We start from the raw sequence: 19,321 nt of genomic DNA, 5'->3' as shown, positions 1-19,321 counted from the left end.
ATGAAAAAGAAAGTAGTTGTTTTTACAGGAGCTGGAATTTCCGTTGACAGTGGTTTACAAACGTTTCGAGGTGATGATGGGCTCTGGGAAGGATATAACTTAGAAGAAGTAGCGACTCCACAGGCATGGATACGTAATCCGGAACTCGTGCAGCGCTTTTATAATGAAAGAAGGTCTATTTGTCGGAGAGCAAAACCCAACGCTGCGCATAAAGCGCTGGTGGCTCTGGAAGAACAATATGATGTAGCAATCATTACGCAGAATATCGATGATCTACATGAAAGGGCAGGGAGTAGCTATGTATTGCATCTGCATGGCGAGATAATGAAAGCTCAATCAACGAAGAATCCCAACCTCATTTACCCTATCCATAGTGATAACTTAGAAATGGGACAGCTCTGTGAGCTGGGTACACAGCTACGGCCGCATGTCGTTTGGTTTGGAGAATCGGTTCCTAATATGGCTCCAGCTATAGAGGCTACATCTATAGCTGACATATTTATTGTGGTAGGGACGTCCCTGCAAGTTTATCCTGCTGCAAATCTACTATATGAAACGGCCGTGAGCTGCGAAATCATTGTAATTGACCCAAATGCAAATAACTTCAAAGTTCCATCAAATACCCGCGTTATTAGGGATACGGCGACAGCGGGTCTTTCGGCTCTGGTCGAAAGTATGACCAAATAAAATTCTGAGTACAATTATAAATTGTTTAAAATCAATAAAATACAATATTTATATAAATAATTTGTACACACTTTCATTCAAGTTATATCTAGCTAATGCCAATTTGACCAAATTTAATTTGGTCAAATTGGTATAATAAGAATAAAAACCTATAAGTCAGTCGTTTGTACCCACTTGTATCATTAACTTATTCACACCTATTGTATGCCTCTATAAAGTGTGTTCGCATGTTTATAAAATTACTTAAAACCTGATTTATAAACGTTTCATCCAACAATTCGAATATTCCATTTACGCCTCCAGTGACATCTGTTTCTGCCAATTTATATGATTGTTCGAGAATACCCTGTTCGAATTTGATAATAAATTTTTGATTCATTCCGAAGATTGAAATTTTACAGTCGGGGTGAGGGAGTTCGGCAAGTATGCGCATTAGTTACTTTTTAGTTTTATTTTATATTGTTTATAAATGCTATTGCAGCAGTTTTCGGAATCCACTATACTACGCCTTGTGATTTCATTGCTTCTGCAACTTTAATGAAGCCGCCAATATTAGCTCCTTTTAGGTAATTGATAAACGTATTTTCTTCATTACCATATTGCACACACGTGTCGTGGATATTTTGCATAATGGTCTTTAATCGACCATCTACTTCTTCTGTATGCCATTGGAGGCCAACTGCGTTTTGAGACATTTCTAATCCGGAGACCGCTACACCACCTGCATTGGCAGCTTTTCCTGGAGCAAATAAAACTTTAGCTTTAAGAAATTCTTTGATTGCCAAAGCATTGGACGGCATATTCGCACCTTCCGCAACGATTTTACAACCATTTTTTATCAACTGAGAAGCATCCCGATTATCCAGTTCGTTCTGTGTAGCGCAGGGCAATGCAATATCACATTTAAATTGCCAAGGTTTTTGTTCGGCATGGAATGATGCTGATTTATATTTTTTTGCAAATTTTGCTAAATCTCTTCCAAGTGTACTGATGTAATTTAGCTTTTCAGTTGTCAAACCTTCCGGATCATAAATGGTACCCGTACTATTCGATAGGGTAATTACTTTAGCACCCAGTTGAATCGCTTTTTCAGCTGCATAATATGCGACATTACCTGCTCCAGAAATTGCAGTCAATTTACCATTGATATTTTCCTTTCTATGGGTTAGCATACATTCTACAAAATAGAGCAGACCATATCCCGTAGCCTCCGGACGAATAGCTGAACCGCCCCAATTTATACCCTTTCCTGTCAGTACACCTGTAAAATTATTTTGAAGACGTTTATATTGACCAAATAAATATCCTATTTCGCGTGTTCCAACACCAATATCTCCAGCTGGAATATCGGTATCGGATCCGATGTGACGACATAATTCGGTCATAAAGGATTGACAGAAACGCATAATTTCATTATCTGATTTTTCTTTGGGATTAAAATCTGAGCCACCTTTTCCGCCTCCAATCGGGAGACCGGTCAAACTGTTTTTAAAAACCTGTTCGAAGGCTAAAAACTTCAATACACTAAGATTTACATTTGGGGCAAATCGCAAACCTCCTTTGTACGGACCGATCGCACTACTCATTTGGACACGGTATCCTCTGTTGATTTGAATCTGATTGTTATCGTCCAGCCAGTTTACCCGGAAGGAAATTATACGCTCTGGCTCCACCATCCGCTCTAAAATTTTCAGATCTATTAATTCCGGATGAAGCGCATTTATAAAGGGGATTAAATCTTCTGTTACTTCTGCTACGGCTTGTAAAAACTCAGGTTCATGGGGATTACGTTGTTCGACGTACTTAATAAAATTTTTAAGAGTTAGCGACATTTTTTAAGGAATTTTTATTGAAATACTGGCGAATTTACTGAAAATTCATTTTATAAGCTAACGCTTAGTGACTAATACATATATTTTTATTCGTATGAGGAAATACCTAGGAACGTAAGTAGGGGGGACTATTTACTTTTTTAAGCTAACTGACTTATTTTATTTCACTGAACGGCTCTATATGAACGAATACGTTGCCAATATCTGGAAAATTCTGCATTAAGTAATCCTTTAAGGCATGTGCTATATCATGACCGTCTTTTACACTTATATCTGGTGATACAACAGCTTGTAGATCTACTAAATATTCCATCCCGACTTTGCGCACGAAACATTTATCGGTGGCCATTACGCCAGCTACGTCAAGCGATTTTTCACGCACGTCATTAACAAGATCAATGTGTAGATTTTCGTCCATTATTTCGCCCAAGGCCGGTCTGAATATTTTATAACAGTTGTATATAATTAGTACGGAAGCAAGTAAAGCTGCCCAATCATCAGCAGACTCGTATCCATCGCCGAACCATAGGGCAATGGAAATACCAATAAAAGCTGCGACGGAAGTAATCGCATCAGCACGGTGGTGCCAGGCTTCAGCCTTCAGTGTGGAGCTATTTAATTCCTTGCCTTTGCGCATGATAATTTGATAGGTAGTTTCTTTCCAGATTATAATAGCTCCCAGAACAATTAACGTCCATGCTTTAGGCGGTTCGTGTGGAGTTTGTAGATTAATTACACTTTGATAAGCAATAACAGTAGCAGAAATTACTAAAAAAATAACCACCATAAAAGTAATTAATGGTTCGATACGACCATGACCATAGGGATGCGTCTCATCGGCAGGGCGTTTAGAATATTTAATCCCCAATAATACAAGTACGGATGAAAAGATGTCTGCTGTAGATTCTATGGCGTCGGCAATTAAGGCAAAAGAATTGCCGAAAAATCCCGCGAGCCATTTTACAACCGCTAAAAGCAGATTCACTAAAATACTAAAGTAAGTCGTTTTAATTGCGTTATCTGCTTTTGATGACATTTCGCGTTTGGATTAAGATCAAAAGTAAGGAAAATGATGTAAATAATATCTCCTATGCTCGTTTTTGACAAACATAAGAGATACTGGCAAAAGAAGAACTAGGGAAGTGGTTTGTCATCAAATATCTCTACCTGTTCAAATAAATTGCCTATTTCCTCATTCAAATCTGAATATCTTTCTATGAGCTCGTTCATGGCTTCAATGTATTTTCCTTCCTGCTGTTTTACATAATGCAATGCTCCTTTAAAATCCTCTAGATCGCGGTCAAAGGATACCATGTCCAGCGAACAGGCTTGATAATTGTCAAATATTTTGTCAAACTGCGGAAATGCCACTTCGTTCATCCACTGTTCATGCTGTACAATGTAATCTTCATACGCATAGTAAGCACTGGCTGCGTCTACCAATTCGGGTACAAAATCTTCTAAAATTTCGTCGATGCTTGTCAATACCGCTTTAAGTTGTACATGTACCGTGTCTTTTTCGGGATTATCGGAAGTCATCATTTCGAGGTGACGGAACTTTTCTTGGCCTCGGCGAAGCAGTTCTTCCACTTCTTCGAGTTGGAAACCGAACGAGGGGAGTGGGGTTCTTGCTTGTTTGATGCGCTGTCGGATTTCCCCGGTGCGGTCGTGTATTTCGTGGTAATATTCCAATGCTAATGTCTCAAAATCAGGTGCTGTGATCGTAGGGTTAAATCGGAGCATGATCGTCCTTAAAGGGTGAGGGGTGGATGTTTTTTTCGTATTCATCATAACAATATAAAAGTAGTAAAATAAATAAAACTTCAAGGGTATAAAGAACCTTCATGACAGCCTTAATAGGCAAGCAGTCATGAAGGTTCTTTCTGTTAAACCACGAGTGCGTTGGCAATATCACTAAAATTGGTAATGGTATCTGTTCCTAGATAAGATACGCGGAACTCATAGGTGTACATCATTTCCAGATCACGGACCTCCAACATCGAATTGCTATGCAGAATAGATGTCCAGGGCTCCTCCGTTCCCTTTTTTCGGTACTCGAATTGATACAGACGTGCGTGTTTCCAAGGTTTGACCCGCACGCGGAGAATGCCCGTACCGACCTGTACATTTTCTATCCGGAGGTTTTCCGCCTGTGGTGTCCTGCCTATACGATTGGTGGTAGGGCGTGTGAAACTAAAGCCCGCAGCTACGATCATGGCTTCATCACCCTTGGCGACGGCGTCTACATAATGCGATAGTCTGTAAATAGTTTCTTGCAGGTCTTTTCCTTTTTGTCCCTTTAGGATAACAGCCCGCTTGTCCCGAAAGCGAGCTTCGGCATACGCATCCCGATATGCATTCAGGTGACCTTCGAGTGTCGTTAAACTGGGGACTGGCTCAGGAAATAAATCTGAATTAGTCGTCATCTTTAATAAGATGCTCTCTGCATAACGCAACAGTTCTGTTGCATCATTACTTTTGTAAATAGGTTTTACCATGTTTTTAAATTTTAAATAAATAATAAATTATATAACATTACAAAGGTGGGGGATAAAGGGCCGGAAAAGGTTTGTTTTTGAGCCAATTTTAGGGGGTGTCTTAAAAAGTTTCTGGCCCAAAAACAAACCTTTTTAACACAAAATAATATGGTTTTCTAGTTTGAAATGTAGGTTTAAGTGGTCTTAAAGTCCACTTTTTAGCTAAAATAGTTAGCAATGTTAAAAAAGCCGACTCCTAGGTGTTTTGTCAGGATAGCTAGCTGTTCTGACAAAACACCTAGCGATTTTCTTTTGAAGGCTAGGTATTTTCTTACGATAGCTGGCTATCGTAAGAAAATACCTAGCTATCCTGTTCGAAGAGCTAGGTAAAACAACAGGATTGCTAGCTTGTGAAATAGAAAACCAAGCTATTTTAAAAGAGAAGCTAGATATCTTATTCAAACACCTAGCTAAATATACAGGGCAGCTAGCTTGCCGAACCGAACGTGTAGCTTTCAGGACAAAATACCTAGCTGTTTAAAGCGAGAGGTCAGGAGTTACGGCAAAATAGCTAGCATTTAGATCAGGATAGCTAGCTGTTTGGTTCCGACTGATGGCTATTCCTTTCGGGTTGCAATCGTTTTTCGATCCTCACGAGGTGTTTTGTGAAAGTATTTTTTGTACTGAACGGCAAAGTGTTTTGCATCTGGAAAATACAGAATAAGGGCAATCTGCTCGACAGAGAGTTCGAGTTGATCACGCAACAACGCCCGACCTTTATACAACCGGAGCGAAAGGATCGTCGCATTTACTGAAGATGGTCTCCCTTCAAAGGCACGGTTCAAACTTCGGATCGAACAGTGAAGTGCATCGGCAATTTTTTCACGACTTAAGGTCTGGTCCATATAGTTTTCCCGTATAAAGGCAATAGCTTGGTGGTAAAGCTGGATTTGGGGTTCTTTTTTATCCTGTTTAATACGTCGGATTAGCTGTTGTGTATAATTCGTGTACGTTTTTAGTATCAATTGTCCAATATGGTGTATGGTAGAAAATGGCCCAAAAACCATTTTGGATAAGCTTTCAAAAGTCTGTCTATCTGAATTGGATATAGGGATAGCCTTTAAAATGTTGTTTTGCTGTTGTTCATATTGGGCTCGCAACAAGGGTAATTCGGTCAGTAATTGCTGTTTGGACGCCCCGAATATGCCCAAAAATAGTGCCCAATGTTTTTCGGCAGCAAGCGTCAGACATTGATTATCGGTTGTTGATATAAACGAAAATAAAGTATCAGATCCAGTGACTTTTCCGCTGGAGAATGTTGATTTTCCATGAAATTGAAAACCAAGCCACAGGATTTCCATGTCTTTTGTAGGTAAAGAGAGGTTTGTGATGGATTGTAGATATCCTTTTGATTCGTAAAGAACAAAATCTTGTATGTCAAATTGAATGAGAAAAAGTTGTTCGGTTTGCTTTTGTTGTACAGCTTGATGCAGTACCGCAAGATGCATGCTTTTGAACGTATCTTTTGATATGGGTTTAGCCGATATGGTTTCTTTCCATAAATTGAAGATATTTTTCTGTGGCATTTTTTAAGCGATAATTGATGATACCGTAAGATACGATTTTTTTGAAAAAGAAACCGCGCCAATAGTTATGTTAAATAAGATTTTACATTTTTATCTGTAAAGAATTCGTATTTCAGTACGAATCCATGTTAACGTTCTAGTAAACGCACGGAACGTTCATTTTGACGTTCCTACTTTAGTCTTATAATTTATATTATGTTAAATAGATTTGTATAACCGTCGGTCGTATTATGTCCTACTCCAGGAATAAAAGTCCAAGGGAATTTAATTTAAAATCATATCGGATCAACAAAACGGATTGGATTATTTAGTGTATACACATATGGAGACCATGGATCATAATCCTCTGCCAGCGGATCCACCACGTTCCACCTACCTATCTCCACATCGTAGAACCTCGCTCCGTAATCATAATATCGACAAAATTCAATCTATTTTTCTATAAACTTCTTTCGGTTTTCATTTTTTAGAAAAAAACAGGTATGCCTGATAGGTATTGGTCTCTTTCTCGTTATAGTACCAACTTCCATCAGGACGAAAATGCGTTACTGAGCCTCTTTAATACCTTTGTACAGGTAGATGATAATAAAACGAAGTTCCCGATTTAGAATCTTGGATTAAGGATAGAGTCTTATTTCCTAATTTATAAAAACTTGCGTTATAACTACCCATCATTTGAACTTGCGTATTATGTGTTCCAACTAAAATATTATCGACTATTGGCCAGAAATCAACGTTTGTTCTACTTTTTGACAAGCCTGAGTCGTTAAATTCTCGAATAGCAATACCATAAAGATAGTCGCTCTGTATTTGATTATTTGCTTCATGATCGCCCTCGAATATACTACGAACAGGCCCTGTTCCGTTAGCCCACTCATTATAGATTGATTTCCAATTTACATCATCGCCACGCTCTTCTCCACTTAACACTTCTCTTCCATTTGTGGAACAGCTCGAGGAAAATAAGAAGTAGACGTTGTACGATCTTATTGATACGTACATAAGAGATGCAAAGGCACGTAGAGCTTATAGTCTATAGAATCAATAAAGCCCGATCTAATGATCGGGCTTCACTTTTTTAAAATGATCTAATCGTTCTTCATAAACCTTTTTCTGACGCTCGGTTCTTCTTGCGTCTATCATATGATAAAGAACAAACGTTATTATAATAATCGAAAAAACAGCTAGAACATATACTAACCAACGTATATACTTTTTCATTATGGTTTATCTTCCGTGAACAACTTTCCTAAAGCCGGCTCCATACGACCACCCTTCTGTGATAGCCCTTTTATCAGCCTTACTATCTTGATAATTATACAGGGTTCCCCATTTAATAGATTGACCAGATGAGGTCCCCAGCGTCTGTTGAGCATAACCCCATAACCAGTTACCTGCATCAAACATATTATATGCTGTGCCATAATTATTAAATATGTATATAGGTCCCTTATCTTTTAGAAGCTCTGTGTCAAAATTATAATTCTCAACAAGTGTATCATCAAAGTACCTCGGAAGATGATAAACTGAGAAATCTAAAGGTCCTCCATGAGAGTTAGCCAAAGTAAAAAGAGGTCTAAATAGCCAATGCATTTTCTCAACCCCAGATTCGTTCATCATATCATTGATATCACCTTGAGACACAAAATTTATAAAACTTATATTTTTAAAATCATCTCCAAATTTCTTCATGTTATACTTGATCGCAGCAACATCTGTTTTTGGATCATTAAATTCATAAGAACTAGATTTTCCGGTCTTCGAATTCTCTATTACCAACTTATCTGGTTCATTATTCTCTACAATACGTTTAAATCTACCTTCTTCATCGAACACAAAATCATCCTCTAACATACCGTCTGGGTCAATAAATCTCAATGGATTATCGTAGGCATAGCGATAGGGAGACCATCTCCTGCCTTGCTCAGCCAATGGATCCACGACATTCCATCTACCTATTTCAGCATCATAGAACCTAGCCCCGTAATCAAGTTGGCCTCCAAGCTCGCCCTGGACTTCTTTACCGTTATAAAGATACTTATTGATCCCCGAAGTTACAATAGCCTTCGATTTACCGAACGGGTAGTAGTCATGCTTCTGGATTACCGTACCCGTAGTAGCTGTCGTGCGCTGTAACGTAGCACGTACATTGCCCAGATGATCCGTCAGGTTATAATGGTACGTATAAGTGCCTCCACTGTTCTGCAGGTAGCCCTCTTCGGTATGCATCATTTCAATGGTGCTTGGATCACTGCCCACCTTGTTGTATTCGATACCGCCTATGTAATCCCGTTGGGTGGTCGTACCGCCCACAGTAGAGGCTTTTCTTAGCTTCGTTCCGAAGGCATTATAGAGGTACGTAACGCTCGTTCCGCTCTTCGTCGCCGTCTTGGGCAGGTTCAGGTGGTTGTACGTAAAGGCCATCGCTGTGCGGTCTAGCGTCGCATTTCCGTTGACATCGTACAAATAGCTACCGTTCAGCCCTCCCGTCAGCGCGGTTAGCCGGTTACCCGTATAGGTATAGTTAATCGCTGTGCTGTTGTCGCGCGTTAGCGTAGAGATATTACCCATATCGTCATAGGTCAGTATCTCGCTCATCACCGTACCTGTGCTTGTACCGTTCTTCAGCCGGTTCAGCTTATCATACGTATAACTGAAGGTGCTACTGGTCGTAGCACCATGTCCCCACAGTTGCTGCGAGATATTACCATTGTACTGTGCCGTACCCCCACTTGCCGGGTCGTTGTACCTAAGTTCCTCCGTAAAATGCGGTGAGGCTATACGCTTTGTCCAGCCGCGCTCGTTGTACGTGTAGTCGATGCTGTAGATAAAATTCGTTCCGCTGTTCTCGCTGTGCAAGTTCTTCTGTTTCAGCTGGCCGATCTCGTTGTACACCAGCTGGCTCTGGATCACCTCGGCCTGCGCGTTCACTTTCTTCTTGGTCTCGATTAGGCGCCCCACATGGTCGTACTCATTCGTCGTCAGTAACGTGGTTACCGCTCCCGAAGTCGAACCCTGATGCTGGTGCCTGCTCGTCAGCAGCTCTCCAGTGAAACTATACGTGTTCGTTGCCCTATCCACACCGCCAAGATGGTTGTCCGACACCGATTCGATCATACGAGCACGCCTGTCGTAGTAGTTCACCGTCAACAGCGCGGCGCTACCGTCGTCCCTGCTTACCTTAGTTCCCGTGAGCAGCCCCTCTACCATAGCCGTACTGTCCAGACCGCCGCTGGCGGCAAGAACGGTCGATGCCTTGAATCCGTAATCGTCGTAGTAGTTCACCACATGCACTGTTTTCCCGCTGGTCGGAAACGTCCGGTTGGTATAAGCAGCACTCCCCATCCGTTCTTCCCACTGTGGAGTGACCGCGTCTGCCAGAGCGCGAACCTGCATATATGTCCGCTGGGTACTGGCCGTATTGGTATAGATACCCGTCTCCGTTACTCGGCCGAATGCGTCATATTTCGTGTAGCTCCACTTTCCCGACACACGCTGTACAGAATCCTGCGTCAGGACAGGCTGGTCGTTCTTGTTATAGATGACATATTCCCGACCTTTGCCCGGAACTTTCTTTTCCTTCAGTCGGCGCTGTTCGTCGTAACGGTAAGCGTAGATATATTTATCGAATACCGGGTCGCCGGATGCTTCCGTAAAACCTGTGCCCGTTACCGTCGGCGGGACCACATAGCGCAGGTCGCCGAAAATATCGTATACGTAGTGTGTTTCCAGCTTTTTGCTTTCCGTCTCCCAAATGCGCCTGAGCACCGCACGGTCATCAAAGTCTTTGTATTCCTCTACTGTACCAGCCTTGCCACTCACCCAGTTCTCGTCCTTGACAACAGTCTTGTACAGCTTCCCAGGCAGATAATAGCCGCTGCCGTCGGCGCTTTTGTCATCGGCGTTCACCTTCCACAGGTGCACGTCGTTCGAGATATTTGTCCCATAATCTGTAACAACTGTACGTCCGCTGTTTGCCGTACGGCTTGTTCCAGGCTGCCACACGGCACCGGGCGAACCCTGCTCCAAGACCCTGTCCAGTGGGTTGTTCTCGAATACCGTTACCGCGTAAGGGTTTGGTGTACGCACTATCCCGGCGATGTCGTTACCACTGCTCTTGCTATAGAAGCTCGTTACATTTGTACTTCCGCCGGTCTTGTAGGAGCCGTTCCCCGTGCTGTGCACATACGGCAGGTATTGATGCGTCTTCCGTCCGAAACCGTCGTACTCGATGTGCTGTACGATGTCCCTATGCTCCGGGCTGGCCATCAGCCCCACAACCTGCGAAGGTCTGCCAAGGCCGTCGAAGTACTGCACCGTCTGGTTCTCCTCTTCGATCGTACGTACCTGCCCAAGCTCCGCCACCTTTACCGGAATACGGAACGTGCGCGTCAGTATATAGTTCTGGTTGCTGCTGGGTATACTGACAATGTTCGGCTTCTGCTGGATCGACAGCAGAACGTTCTTACCCGATGGGATATGGAAACCCGGCTTCAGCACAATGCTCTGCAAGGCGCGGATCGACGTCTGGTTGCTGTAGGTATTCAGCTCCAGATTGCTGGATTGCCCATGCGTTACAACTGTCAATAACGCCAACAATATAATTGTTAATAATTTCTTCATCTCCATCGTTCTAAGGTCTGTAATGGTATTGGTAATCCTGCAACAGGTTTTTATCATAATCAAGCACGTCCTTCAGACGCTGGAACCCATCATATTCGTAATACTCGGTGACGCCCCGCGGATCGGTCATACTCTTCATCCCTACCAAAGGCTGGTACTCATATATGACAATCTGCGCTCTGGGATACATTGTTCTCAATGGAAGTATAAAACTTTGGATCTCCTCAAACGTCGGTTTAGAATTTTGTAAGAAATTGACAATATTAACATTTCCTAGAGCAGTTTCAACCTGCATGTAACTGAGATTTGTAATCTTTGCAATAGCATGTCGACCGTTATAGCTCCATAAATAAATTTCACGTAATCCATTTTTTCTAATCGTAGCGACCGGATTGAACAAGGCATCATATTGTTCTATAGCGAATTCGGTAAGGTAGTCGCCTGTGCCAAATTTTTTAGAGACGGATTCAGGTACAATCTTCCCATTCCAGTCTTTGTATGAATTAAATTTTCCAGATACCAACATATTCCCTTTATAATTTAGCTCTTCTATAACAGTATTGACCATATTGTGATCAGTAATCATTTTAGAATAAGTAGCATCTCCTGAGAAATCGTTGGCATACCTGTACATCTTCTTTGCTACGACTCCTTCCGATGAAGTTGTGGAAACTGATACTGGGTTGAAATGGAATATGGGTGAATATTCATAGTCTAATACCTGAATCGATCGCTCGGTCCCAAAATAGTTTACAGTCGAATCCTTTTTTAAAACAGGATAAAAGGCTCTTGTAAATAAGAATTCGCGTTCCAGCTGACTATTTCCAAAAAACTCGATCCCATTTCCAGCAACCTCGCCATAAATTTTAGAGGGTATCGGCTTGATCGGAAGTATCATAGAAACTGAGGTACGATCGGAGAAAAGCGACATGTCATAACTTAAATATTGGCGGCTTTTTATTTCTCCACTTTCGTCGTATTGCTCTCGCTCAATCAACAGACCGCGCAAGCTAGATTGGTCCTGAACAATATTTGTCCTTATATGATAAGAAATGTACTGCCTCACTTGATAGGTGTCACCCAGATGGGGAATTAAATTGTTCTGAGGCTTTTTTCCTGAGGTATAGTGATAAATGGTCTTTCCGTTTCCCTCTTGGATCTCTGTAACTTTCGTATAACCCACATGCCCCCCTGTCGGCGCATTTGAATTGCCAGAATAATTAATCTTAAAAAATAGAGCTCGCTCCAACCCGGAAGTATTACCATTGTTGAAATAGCCTGACCGGGGCTGCTGCATTCCCATTATGTAAGGTGAAATAAAATCAAGTGGGGCTTCCAACACACCAGAACTGTTTCCTTGATCATCTTGATAACTGAAAGTCTTGTTCATTAAGAGTCTTCCATTTTCAGTATATTTTATCCTTTTGATCCGTATTCCTCCACTATTGAAAACAGTATTTCTTCTATATGGAAATTTATAAGAAACAGTCAGATTACATTGAAAATCCTGTGGACCAACGACACTTGATTCCATCTTATATCGTCCCTCGAGTAAAAAAATGGTAGAGTTGCCCGCGAAAACAGCATTCCTCAGTAGACTTTGAAAGTGTCCTTCGCTAACAGGGGTTCCAATTGCTGTGACGACATCAAATTCTTTTGTGAAAATCAGAATATCAAAACTGGAGGTTGATTCATTGAATTTCAAAATCCTACATGAGCCAATATTTCCAATCGGATTACTCTGTACAAAATTATTGTAATCAGCCAAGGTCAAATTTGATGAAGGTGGAATACCTATCTGTTGTGCTACCGTTATATTCTGGTCGTTATGTATGGTAAATTCCATAACTTCCGAATGACTTCCATAACCGCTATTTTCAGTAACAGTAGAAATCCTTCGGCTTACTAAGGAATCCAAACGAAGTTGCATAGTCTCGTCATTTAGCACAGTCGCCTGATAAGCACCCGGTGAATATCCTACAAAAGAATAGTCATTACCCTCATATTCAAATTCGGCCATTCCTCCTGTCGGGTATACAATGCTTTTGAGGGTTCGTAACTGCGCATATTTATGATCTGGATTCCTAAATGCACTATTCCTATATTGAAGATCGTAACTAAACAGATCCGCATTGCCAGTTTCCGATATACCATGAGAATTATAAACTTTAAAAAATGGCTCTTCAGGCTTATAATCTTCGCCGTTGTAGTAACCCCAAAAGTCTTTTCCGACCTTGTGCCCCAATGTATGATTGAAGTTATGGAATAAATTTTTACCCATATATGTCTCATAGTAGTTGAAACTATAATGTTTATCTCCAACCTGCACACCAGAGAGCTTACTATTGCCCTCGATCATTGGGTTTCCTAAAAAATTCGTAATCTTATACCCCTCAAAATTCCCGAAAAGGAAAATTATGCGGGAGATTCTTTCCCTATCGCTATGGACTGTGATACTGTCCAGAAAGGTTCTCATAATTAAATTTGAAGAAGTTGAATGGGAATGAAATGAAATGGTATCTTTATTATAGATAATCTTTGAAAGATACTGGTTCACAGCAGAAGCATCATTTACCGGGGGAACATGTTCACCAAATTTTGTTAGTATATATTTTTGCCACGTAGCTGGCTCTCCTAGTCTTTCAAAAGGGTAGGGGCTCAAATAGCCATCGTCAAAAATCTTCATTCTGTCCGAATAGTTATGGATGTTAAAGGTTCCGAAACCAGCTTGACTCTGCGTGAGTGACTTGTAGACAAAATCTATTTTATCCATTGTGACCGAATTAGTTATGGAACTAAGGCTCCAACTGCTTACATAGGGAATTTCTGCACCAATTTTTAACCGTGTATATCTCGTTTCCTGATTGTTAAAAAGATAAATGTTTCCATCCCCATCGGTAATCCTAAAATTCTTTGTAGATAGATACTCTATCTTTAAGTTATCATGCGTAAGCTTTAAGATATCACCATTGTTATCAAATGTGAATTTCCCTGCGAATTCGTTAAAACTATATTGATATATGTCATATTGGGTGTCGACTGTCTCAGTCCCTAGATAATCTAAACAATTAAAATAACTAGAACTGTTGTAAATCTCATAATCATCGGTAGAATTGAATTGATTAGACCACCCCGATACGGCGGCTGATAATTTGGACTTTACGTTCTGGCTATATGAAGAATAGGATCCGTTAATGTATTCATCGGGATATCCTTCCACTACGCGTACTATTGAGCCACCCACGTTAAGGGACCAGCCAAGACCAACCCAAGTTGGCATGTCTACATCCCTGATCCCTGAGGCATGGTAATCTAAACTGATCTCAATGTTTCGAACAGAAAAATCATAATTTCCTAAAGGAACAGAAATCTTAGGTACACCTGTATAATTCGAAACAGGTATTTCGGAGAACTTCAATAGTGCTTCGGTATTGGGAGAGTGAAAGTTAGGAACGTTCGTCTGCGCGGAACTTGATAGGCAAAAGACACTCAACAAAAGTGATGCAAACTCTTTTAATCGATGATTGTTATTCATGTGATACATTAGAGATTATAAAATACTAATAAATTTCAAAAAATACATTTATTTTCTATGCTTTGCCAGGGGTGTATCCTATAAACATCGATCACACGATTGATTTCATAAATATCTCCTAACAATTGGTTTTTTATAAAGATAAAAAGATTTACCAAATTGCTGAAACAAAAAAAGAGATCGTCTCAATTATTTTTGAGACGATCTCTTTTTTTGTGTAGCTGTTTTTATTAAATAAAACTTTTACGCTACATCTTCTATCATTAGTGCGCCCACGGTAATATTTGTGCGTGGATCAATAATAATGGCTCGCGAATTTTCAGCGTGTTCTTTATGCAAATCGAAAACTACATCGTTAGCTGCTTTTACGAAAACCTTACCAATATCATTTAACTTAATTTCAGAATCAAATAATTGTTCTTGGGTATTGACGTCGTATTTAAACAATACTTCTTGAATTTTAATTTTTGTGATATGTGTATGATTTTGCAGCAAATACACTTGATTAGTATCCAGAGGCTTGTTGTCAAACCACGAAATATTTGCTTCAAAATTGCGTTCGGTCAATGCTGGGTGCGCTGCACTCACAATGAAATCTCCGCGCGAAATATCTACGTCTTCTTCTAAATGTACAATAACCGATTTTCCGCTTTCGGCTGAATCGATGTGTTCCTGGTTAAATTCGATCGCTTTGATCGTGGTACGTACACCGCTTGGAAGTACCAGAGCCGCTTCTCCTACTTTAAGGCCCTCTCCTAACACGCGTCCCGCATATCCCCTATAGTCATGTAAATCGTCGGTTTGAGGGCGTACCACCCATTGCACGGGAAAACGCCACGCCTGTGATTTATCTTCCGGAAATTCGATATTTTCGAGGTATTCCAGTAAGGAGGTTCCTTGATACCAAGGCATCCTATCCGAGGCAGCAACGATATTATCTCCTTTTAGTGCCGATACGGGTATGAAATCAACATCTTCTAGATTTAAATTTTTTGCCAGTTTCAAATAATCCGCTTTGATATTTTCGTACGCAGCTTGCTCAAAATCAACCATATCCATCTTATTTATACATACCAATACCTTTTTCAGGGACAGTAATTTAGATAAGAACGAATGCCGTTTGGTTTGCTCAATCACGCCTTTGCGTGCATCCACTAATATGATAATTAAATCCGAATTGGAAGCTCCTGTCACCATATTACGGGTATACTGTATATGTCCAGGTGCATCCGCAATAATAAATTTGCGCTTTTCCGTTTGAAAATACTTATAGGCAACATCGATTGTGATTCCTTGTTCACGTTCTGCTTTTAGACCATCGGTTAGTATCGCTAAATCTACTGTTCCGTCGTTGTTCTTGCGATTGGCTTTTTGGATAGCCTCTAATTGATCATCTAATATGGAATTCGTATCGTACAGCAAGCGGCCTATCAATGTACTTTTACCATCATCGACCGATCCTGCTGTTATAAATTTTAGTATATTCATTTTGTGAGATTTGAGATTTGAGATTTGAGATTTGAGAAACTTTGCCCAATACTACTTTCTCAATCTGTTTTATATTTTACTATATGGACTGAAAAATCTAAGGTCTAACATTTGATATCTAATGTCTCATATCTATTTTAAAAATAACCCTGTTTTTTACGTTCTTCCATCGCTGCTTCAGAAACCTTATCATCCATGCGTGCTCCGCGTTCGCTCACGGTAGAGGCTTTTATTTCGGCAATGATATCATCGAGTTCAGTCGCTATTGAATCTACAGCTGCTGTACATGTCATATCACCCACTGTTCTAAAACGTACGGATTTATATTCTACTGTGTCTTCTTCATCAATTTGTAAAGCTGCCGCTGCTGCCATCCACTGTCCATTACGAAATACTACATCACGCTCATGACTGAAATATATGGATGGAAGATCAATTTTTTCACGTTTGATGTAATTCCATACATCCAGTTCAGTCCAATTTGAAATAGGAAATACACGGACATTTTCTCCTTTGTGAATCTTACCGTTAAAGATGTTCCAAAGTTCTGGACGTTGTCTTTTGGGATCCCATTGACCGAATTCGTCACGTACTGAGAAAATCCGTTCCTTTGCCCGAGCTTTTTCTTCATCGCGACGGGCTCCTCCTATACATGCATCAAATCCGTATTTTTCAATCGTGTCTAAGAGTGTGACTGTCTGTAATGCATTACGACTAGCATTCTTGCCTGTTTGCTCGACCACTTTGCCTTGATCAATACTATCTTGCACTAATCCGACGATAAGCCGCTCTCCTGTTTGCTCAATCAGCCAATCACGGTATGCGATGGTTTCTGGGAAATTGTGTCCAGTGTCAATGTGTACTAAAGGAAATGGAAATTTTCCGGGTCTAAAGGCCTTTTTGGCCAAATGAACCAAAGTTATAGAATCTTTACCTCCAGAAAATAATAATGCAGGGTTTTCAAATTGGCCTGCCACTTCGCGTAATATATAAATTGCTTCCGCCTCTAAATGATCTAAATAATCCATTCTTCTATCTTATCTTATTTTGTCGTTACGTGTAAACCACATTCTTTCTTACTCATATCTTCCCACCACCATCTTCCTGCACGGAAATCTTCACCTTTTTGCACTGCGCGTGTACACGGTTGGCAGCCTATACTTGGAAATCCTTTGTCGTGGAGTGGATTGTAAGGAACAAAGTTTGTTTTCAAAAAGGATTCTACTTCATCAAGTGTCCAATGAAAAATAGGATGAATCTTGATAATCTGATTGGTCTCATCCCATTCAATCATGTCCATATCTTCGCGATTCGCAGACTGTTCTGCTCGGATACCAGTGATCCACACTTTATAACCTTGAATAGCGCGCTGTAAGGGTTCGATTTTACGTATGAAGCAGCATTCCTTCCTATTTTCTACTGACTCGTAAAAACTGGAAGGTCCTTTTAAGCTTACTAATGATTCTACAGCATCTGTGTTGGGGTAATATGCTTTTATTGGGAGTTTATATTTCTCCAACGTTCGATTCCATACATAATACGTTTCTGGAAATAGACGGCCCGTTTCCAATGTAAAGATAGAAGCTGACGATCCTATTTCTGCAAGCAAATGTGTGATTACTTGATCTTCAATCCCAAAAGAAGTAGAAAATATCGTTTCATTTTTAAACTTTTGGTCTACATAGCGAATGACGTCGATGGGGGCCAGCCCTTCAATTTCCTTCTTAATTTGCGCTATCATTAGAGGTATTTTTTAATAATTCTTTAGTATGTGCGTTAAGCACTTTTATTTTTTCTTGAAAATCGCCTTTGAGCGAATTCCGCATCGACTGCATTAAGTCTAGCGTTTGATCGATCTCCTCAGGCAATAAATCGTTTAAAAATTCTTTTAGACGCTTGGCGATGGTAGGTGATTTTCCATTTGTAGAAATACCAATTTTTAAATTTCCTTTTTGTACAACTGATCCTAAATAAAAATCACAAAGACTGGGTTTATCTGCTACATTCAATAAAATATGATTTTGAGAAGCCAATTCGCGGACTTGATTGTTAAATTCTGGGTTATTTGTTGCCAGAATAATTAAGTCTACCCGTTCCATATCGCGTAGTTCGAATGCACGCTGACTTAATCGAACATTTGTTTTATCTGCAATGAATCTCTCAAATTCCGGTATAACCTCTTTTGCCACCACGTGTATATTAGCTTTCGGGGAATTGCCAATTAAGGCTTCCAGTTTCTCCAAGCCCACAGGTCCAGCCCCGACCACTAAGGTCTGGACTTGATCCAACTTGAGATATATTGGGAAAAGTTCGTTCATTACGCTTCGATATCTTGTAATTCAGATTTAATCGTTTCAAATCGTTGATGTTTTGCAACGACCTCTCCTAGCACAATGATGGCTGGGACGCCTAGAAGATTTTTATCTGCTTCTTCTAATATTGTATTTATTGTCCCTAATGCAATCCGTTCATTAACCAGCGATCCGTTTTGGATAAGTGCTATTGGTAAATCACCGCGACCATTTTCTTGATAAAGGGCAACTATTTGTTTTAATTTGGAGAATCCCATTAGGACTACGATAGTCGCAGCCGTTTTTACTGCAGTGTACAAGTCGTCCGAAAGTCGTCCATCTGAAGTGGAGCCAGTAATCACCCAAAAACTTTCACTAACGCCTCGGTGGGTCAATGGAATTTGTTGCAGCCCTGTCAGGCCAACGGACGACGAAATACCTGGAATTACGGCTGTTGGAATATTGTGTTGATGTACATATTCTAATTCTTCACCTCCTCGTCCGAAAACAAAAGGATCGCCTCCTTTAAGCCGCACGACATGTCCATACGTTAAAGCATAATCAACCAATAGTTTATTGATTTGATCTTGTGATGTAGATAGTCGTTCGGCACGTTTACCGACGTATATTTTGGTGCAAGATGGTTTAGCATAATCTAATAATTCTGCGTTTACAAGTGCATCATATAATATAACATCTGCTGCTTTGATTGCTTTGATCCCTTTTAGGGTAATCAATTCGGCATCACCAGGCCCTGCACCTACTAACGTTACAAATGGTTGAATCTCTAACATCTCTTCTC

General features: G+C 40.5%; 15 protein-coding genes and 1 pseudogene. 1 reads left to right on the top strand and 15 read right to left on the bottom strand.

The genetic code is table 11. The features are described 5' to 3' along the window. Nucleotides 1-687 carry an SIR2 family NAD-dependent protein deacylase gene (locus tag FAZ19_RS10805; protein ID WP_136820742.1) on the top strand — a complete coding sequence of 229 codons (687 nt, stop codon included), beginning with the start codon at nt 1-3 and terminating at the stop codon, nt 685-687. 187 nt (nt 688-874) lie between these two features. On the opposite strand, the gene FAZ19_RS10800 is transcribed toward FAZ19_RS10805, so the two are convergent. The 15 genes and pseudogenes from FAZ19_RS10800 to cobA all read right to left on the bottom strand — a co-directional run bounded on the left by FAZ19_RS10800 (nt 875) and on the right by cobA (nt 19,313). Beyond that, nucleotides 875-1,066 carry a hypothetical protein gene (locus FAZ19_RS10800; RefSeq protein WP_308423984.1) on the bottom strand — a complete coding sequence of 64 codons (192 nt, stop codon included), beginning with the start codon at nt 1,064-1,066 and terminating at the stop codon, nt 875-877. 118 nt (nt 1,067-1,184) lie between these two features. After that, nucleotides 1,185-2,519: an NADP-specific glutamate dehydrogenase gene (gene gdhA / locus FAZ19_RS10795; RefSeq protein ID WP_136820740.1), complete on the bottom strand. Its 1,335-nt coding sequence runs from the start codon at nt 2,517-2,519 to the stop codon at nt 1,185-1,187. 154 nt (nt 2,520-2,673) lie between these two features. After that, complete coding sequence (locus FAZ19_RS10790) at nt 2,674-3,555, bottom strand: cation diffusion facilitator family transporter (RefSeq protein WP_136820739.1); 882 nt, start codon at nt 3,553-3,555, stop codon at nt 2,674-2,676. 98 nt (nt 3,556-3,653) lie between these two features. After that, nucleotides 3,654-4,310 (bottom strand): hypothetical protein, encoded by a 657-nt coding sequence (locus FAZ19_RS10785; protein WP_136820738.1) that lies wholly within the window; start codon nt 4,308-4,310, stop codon nt 3,654-3,656. Nucleotides 4,311-4,405: 95 nt separating this feature from the next. Continuing rightward, nucleotides 4,406-5,017 (bottom strand): hypothetical protein, encoded by a 612-nt coding sequence (locus FAZ19_RS10780; protein WP_136820737.1) that lies wholly within the window; start codon nt 5,015-5,017, stop codon nt 4,406-4,408. A 596-nt stretch (nt 5,018-5,613) separates the two neighbouring features. Then, the gene (locus FAZ19_RS10775) at nt 5,614-6,582 is read right to left on the bottom strand and encodes a helix-turn-helix domain-containing protein (RefSeq protein WP_136820736.1); all 969 of its coding nucleotides are present in this window, start codon (nt 6,580-6,582) and stop codon (nt 5,614-5,616) included. Between the two features lie 281 nt (nt 6,583-6,863). Next, nucleotides 6,864-6,995, bottom strand: a pseudogene (locus FAZ19_RS24345) (RHS repeat-associated core domain-containing protein); the annotation flags it as partial. 145 nt (nt 6,996-7,140) lie between these two features. Beyond that, nucleotides 7,141-7,584 (bottom strand): hypothetical protein, encoded by a 444-nt coding sequence (locus tag FAZ19_RS10765; RefSeq protein WP_136820735.1) that lies wholly within the window; start codon nt 7,582-7,584, stop codon nt 7,141-7,143. Nucleotides 7,585-7,809: 225 nt separating this feature from the next. Next, nucleotides 7,810-11,205: a DUF6443 domain-containing protein gene (locus FAZ19_RS10760; RefSeq protein WP_169305633.1), complete on the bottom strand. Its 3,396-nt coding sequence runs from the start codon at nt 11,203-11,205 to the stop codon at nt 7,810-7,812. Between the two features lie 10 nt (nt 11,206-11,215). Next, complete coding sequence (locus FAZ19_RS10755) at nt 11,216-14,740, bottom strand: hypothetical protein (RefSeq protein WP_136820733.1); 3,525 nt, start codon at nt 14,738-14,740, stop codon at nt 11,216-11,218. A gap of 243 nt (nt 14,741-14,983) precedes the next feature. After that, nucleotides 14,984-16,228: a sulfate adenylyltransferase subunit 1 gene (locus FAZ19_RS10750; RefSeq protein ID WP_136820732.1), complete on the bottom strand. Its 1,245-nt coding sequence runs from the start codon at nt 16,226-16,228 to the stop codon at nt 14,984-14,986. Between the two features lie 137 nt (nt 16,229-16,365). After that, the gene (gene cysD, locus FAZ19_RS10745; protein ID WP_136820731.1) at nt 16,366-17,256 is read right to left on the bottom strand and encodes a sulfate adenylyltransferase subunit CysD; all 891 of its coding nucleotides are present in this window, start codon (nt 17,254-17,256) and stop codon (nt 16,366-16,368) included. A gap of 14 nt (nt 17,257-17,270) precedes the next feature. Further along, nucleotides 17,271-17,969, bottom strand: a complete 699-nt coding sequence (locus FAZ19_RS10740) for a phosphoadenylyl-sulfate reductase (RefSeq protein ID WP_136820730.1) — start codon at nt 17,967-17,969, stop codon at nt 17,271-17,273. After that, nucleotides 17,953-18,546, bottom strand: a complete 594-nt coding sequence (locus FAZ19_RS10735; RefSeq protein WP_136820729.1) for a precorrin-2 dehydrogenase/sirohydrochlorin ferrochelatase family protein — start codon at nt 18,544-18,546, stop codon at nt 17,953-17,955. Before FAZ19_RS10735 ends, FAZ19_RS10740 begins: the two co-directional genes overlap by 17 nt. Beyond that, nucleotides 18,546-19,313 carry a uroporphyrinogen-III C-methyltransferase gene (gene cobA / locus FAZ19_RS10730; RefSeq protein WP_136820728.1) on the bottom strand — a complete coding sequence of 256 codons (768 nt, stop codon included), beginning with the start codon at nt 19,311-19,313 and terminating at the stop codon, nt 18,546-18,548. The genes FAZ19_RS10735 and cobA overlap by 1 nt, the downstream gene beginning before the upstream one ends. Between the last annotated feature and the right edge of the window lie 8 nt (nt 19,314-19,321).

Source organism: Sphingobacterium alkalisoli, assembly GCF_005049105.1.
In the GTDB taxonomy this organism is placed as follows: Bacteria; Bacteroidota; Bacteroidia; order Sphingobacteriales; family Sphingobacteriaceae; genus Sphingobacterium; species Sphingobacterium alkalisoli.
This window is presented reverse-complemented; position numbering and strand designations above follow the sequence as displayed.

Coding starts and splice junctions, on each gene's coding strand:
- FAZ19_RS10740 (WP_136820730.1), bottom strand. CDS start 17,969: ATGATAGCGCAAATTAAGAAGGAAATTGAAGGGCTGGCCCCCATCGAC.
- FAZ19_RS10755 (WP_136820733.1), bottom strand. CDS start 14,740: ATGAATAACAATCATCGATTAAAAGAGTTTGCATCACTTTTGTTGAGT.
- FAZ19_RS10775 (WP_136820736.1), bottom strand. CDS start 6,582: ATGCCACAGAAAAATATCTTCAATTTATGGAAAGAAACCATATCGGCT.
- FAZ19_RS10780 (WP_136820737.1), bottom strand. CDS start 5,017: ATGGTAAAACCTATTTACAAAAGTAATGATGCAACAGAACTGTTGCGT.
- gdhA (WP_136820740.1), bottom strand. CDS start 2,519: ATGTCGCTAACTCTTAAAAATTTTATTAAGTACGTCGAACAACGTAAT.
- FAZ19_RS10765 (WP_136820735.1), bottom strand. CDS start 7,584: ATGTACGTATCAATAAGATCGTACAACGTCTACTTCTTATTTTCCTCG.
- FAZ19_RS10760 (WP_169305633.1), bottom strand. CDS start 11,205: ATGAAGAAATTATTAACAATTATATTGTTGGCGTTATTGACAGTTGTA.
- FAZ19_RS10735 (WP_136820729.1), bottom strand. CDS start 18,546: ATGAACGAACTTTTCCCAATATATCTCAAGTTGGATCAAGTCCAGACC.
- FAZ19_RS10805 (WP_136820742.1), top strand. CDS start 1: ATGAAAAAGAAAGTAGTTGTTTTTACAGGAGCTGGAATTTCCGTTGAC.
- cysD (WP_136820731.1), bottom strand. CDS start 17,256: ATGGATTATTTAGATCATTTAGAGGCGGAAGCAATTTATATATTACGC.
- FAZ19_RS10800 (WP_308423984.1), bottom strand. CDS start 1,066: ATGAATCAAAAATTTATTATCAAATTCGAACAGGGTATTCTCGAACAA.
- cobA (WP_136820728.1), bottom strand. CDS start 19,313: ATGTTAGAGATTCAACCATTTGTAACGTTAGTAGGTGCAGGGCCTGGT.
- FAZ19_RS10790 (WP_136820739.1), bottom strand. CDS start 3,555: ATGTCATCAAAAGCAGATAACGCAATTAAAACGACTTACTTTAGTATT.
- FAZ19_RS10785 (WP_136820738.1), bottom strand. CDS start 4,310: ATGATGAATACGAAAAAAACATCCACCCCTCACCCTTTAAGGACGATC.
- FAZ19_RS10750 (WP_136820732.1), bottom strand. CDS start 16,228: ATGAATATACTAAAATTTATAACAGCAGGATCGGTCGATGATGGTAAA.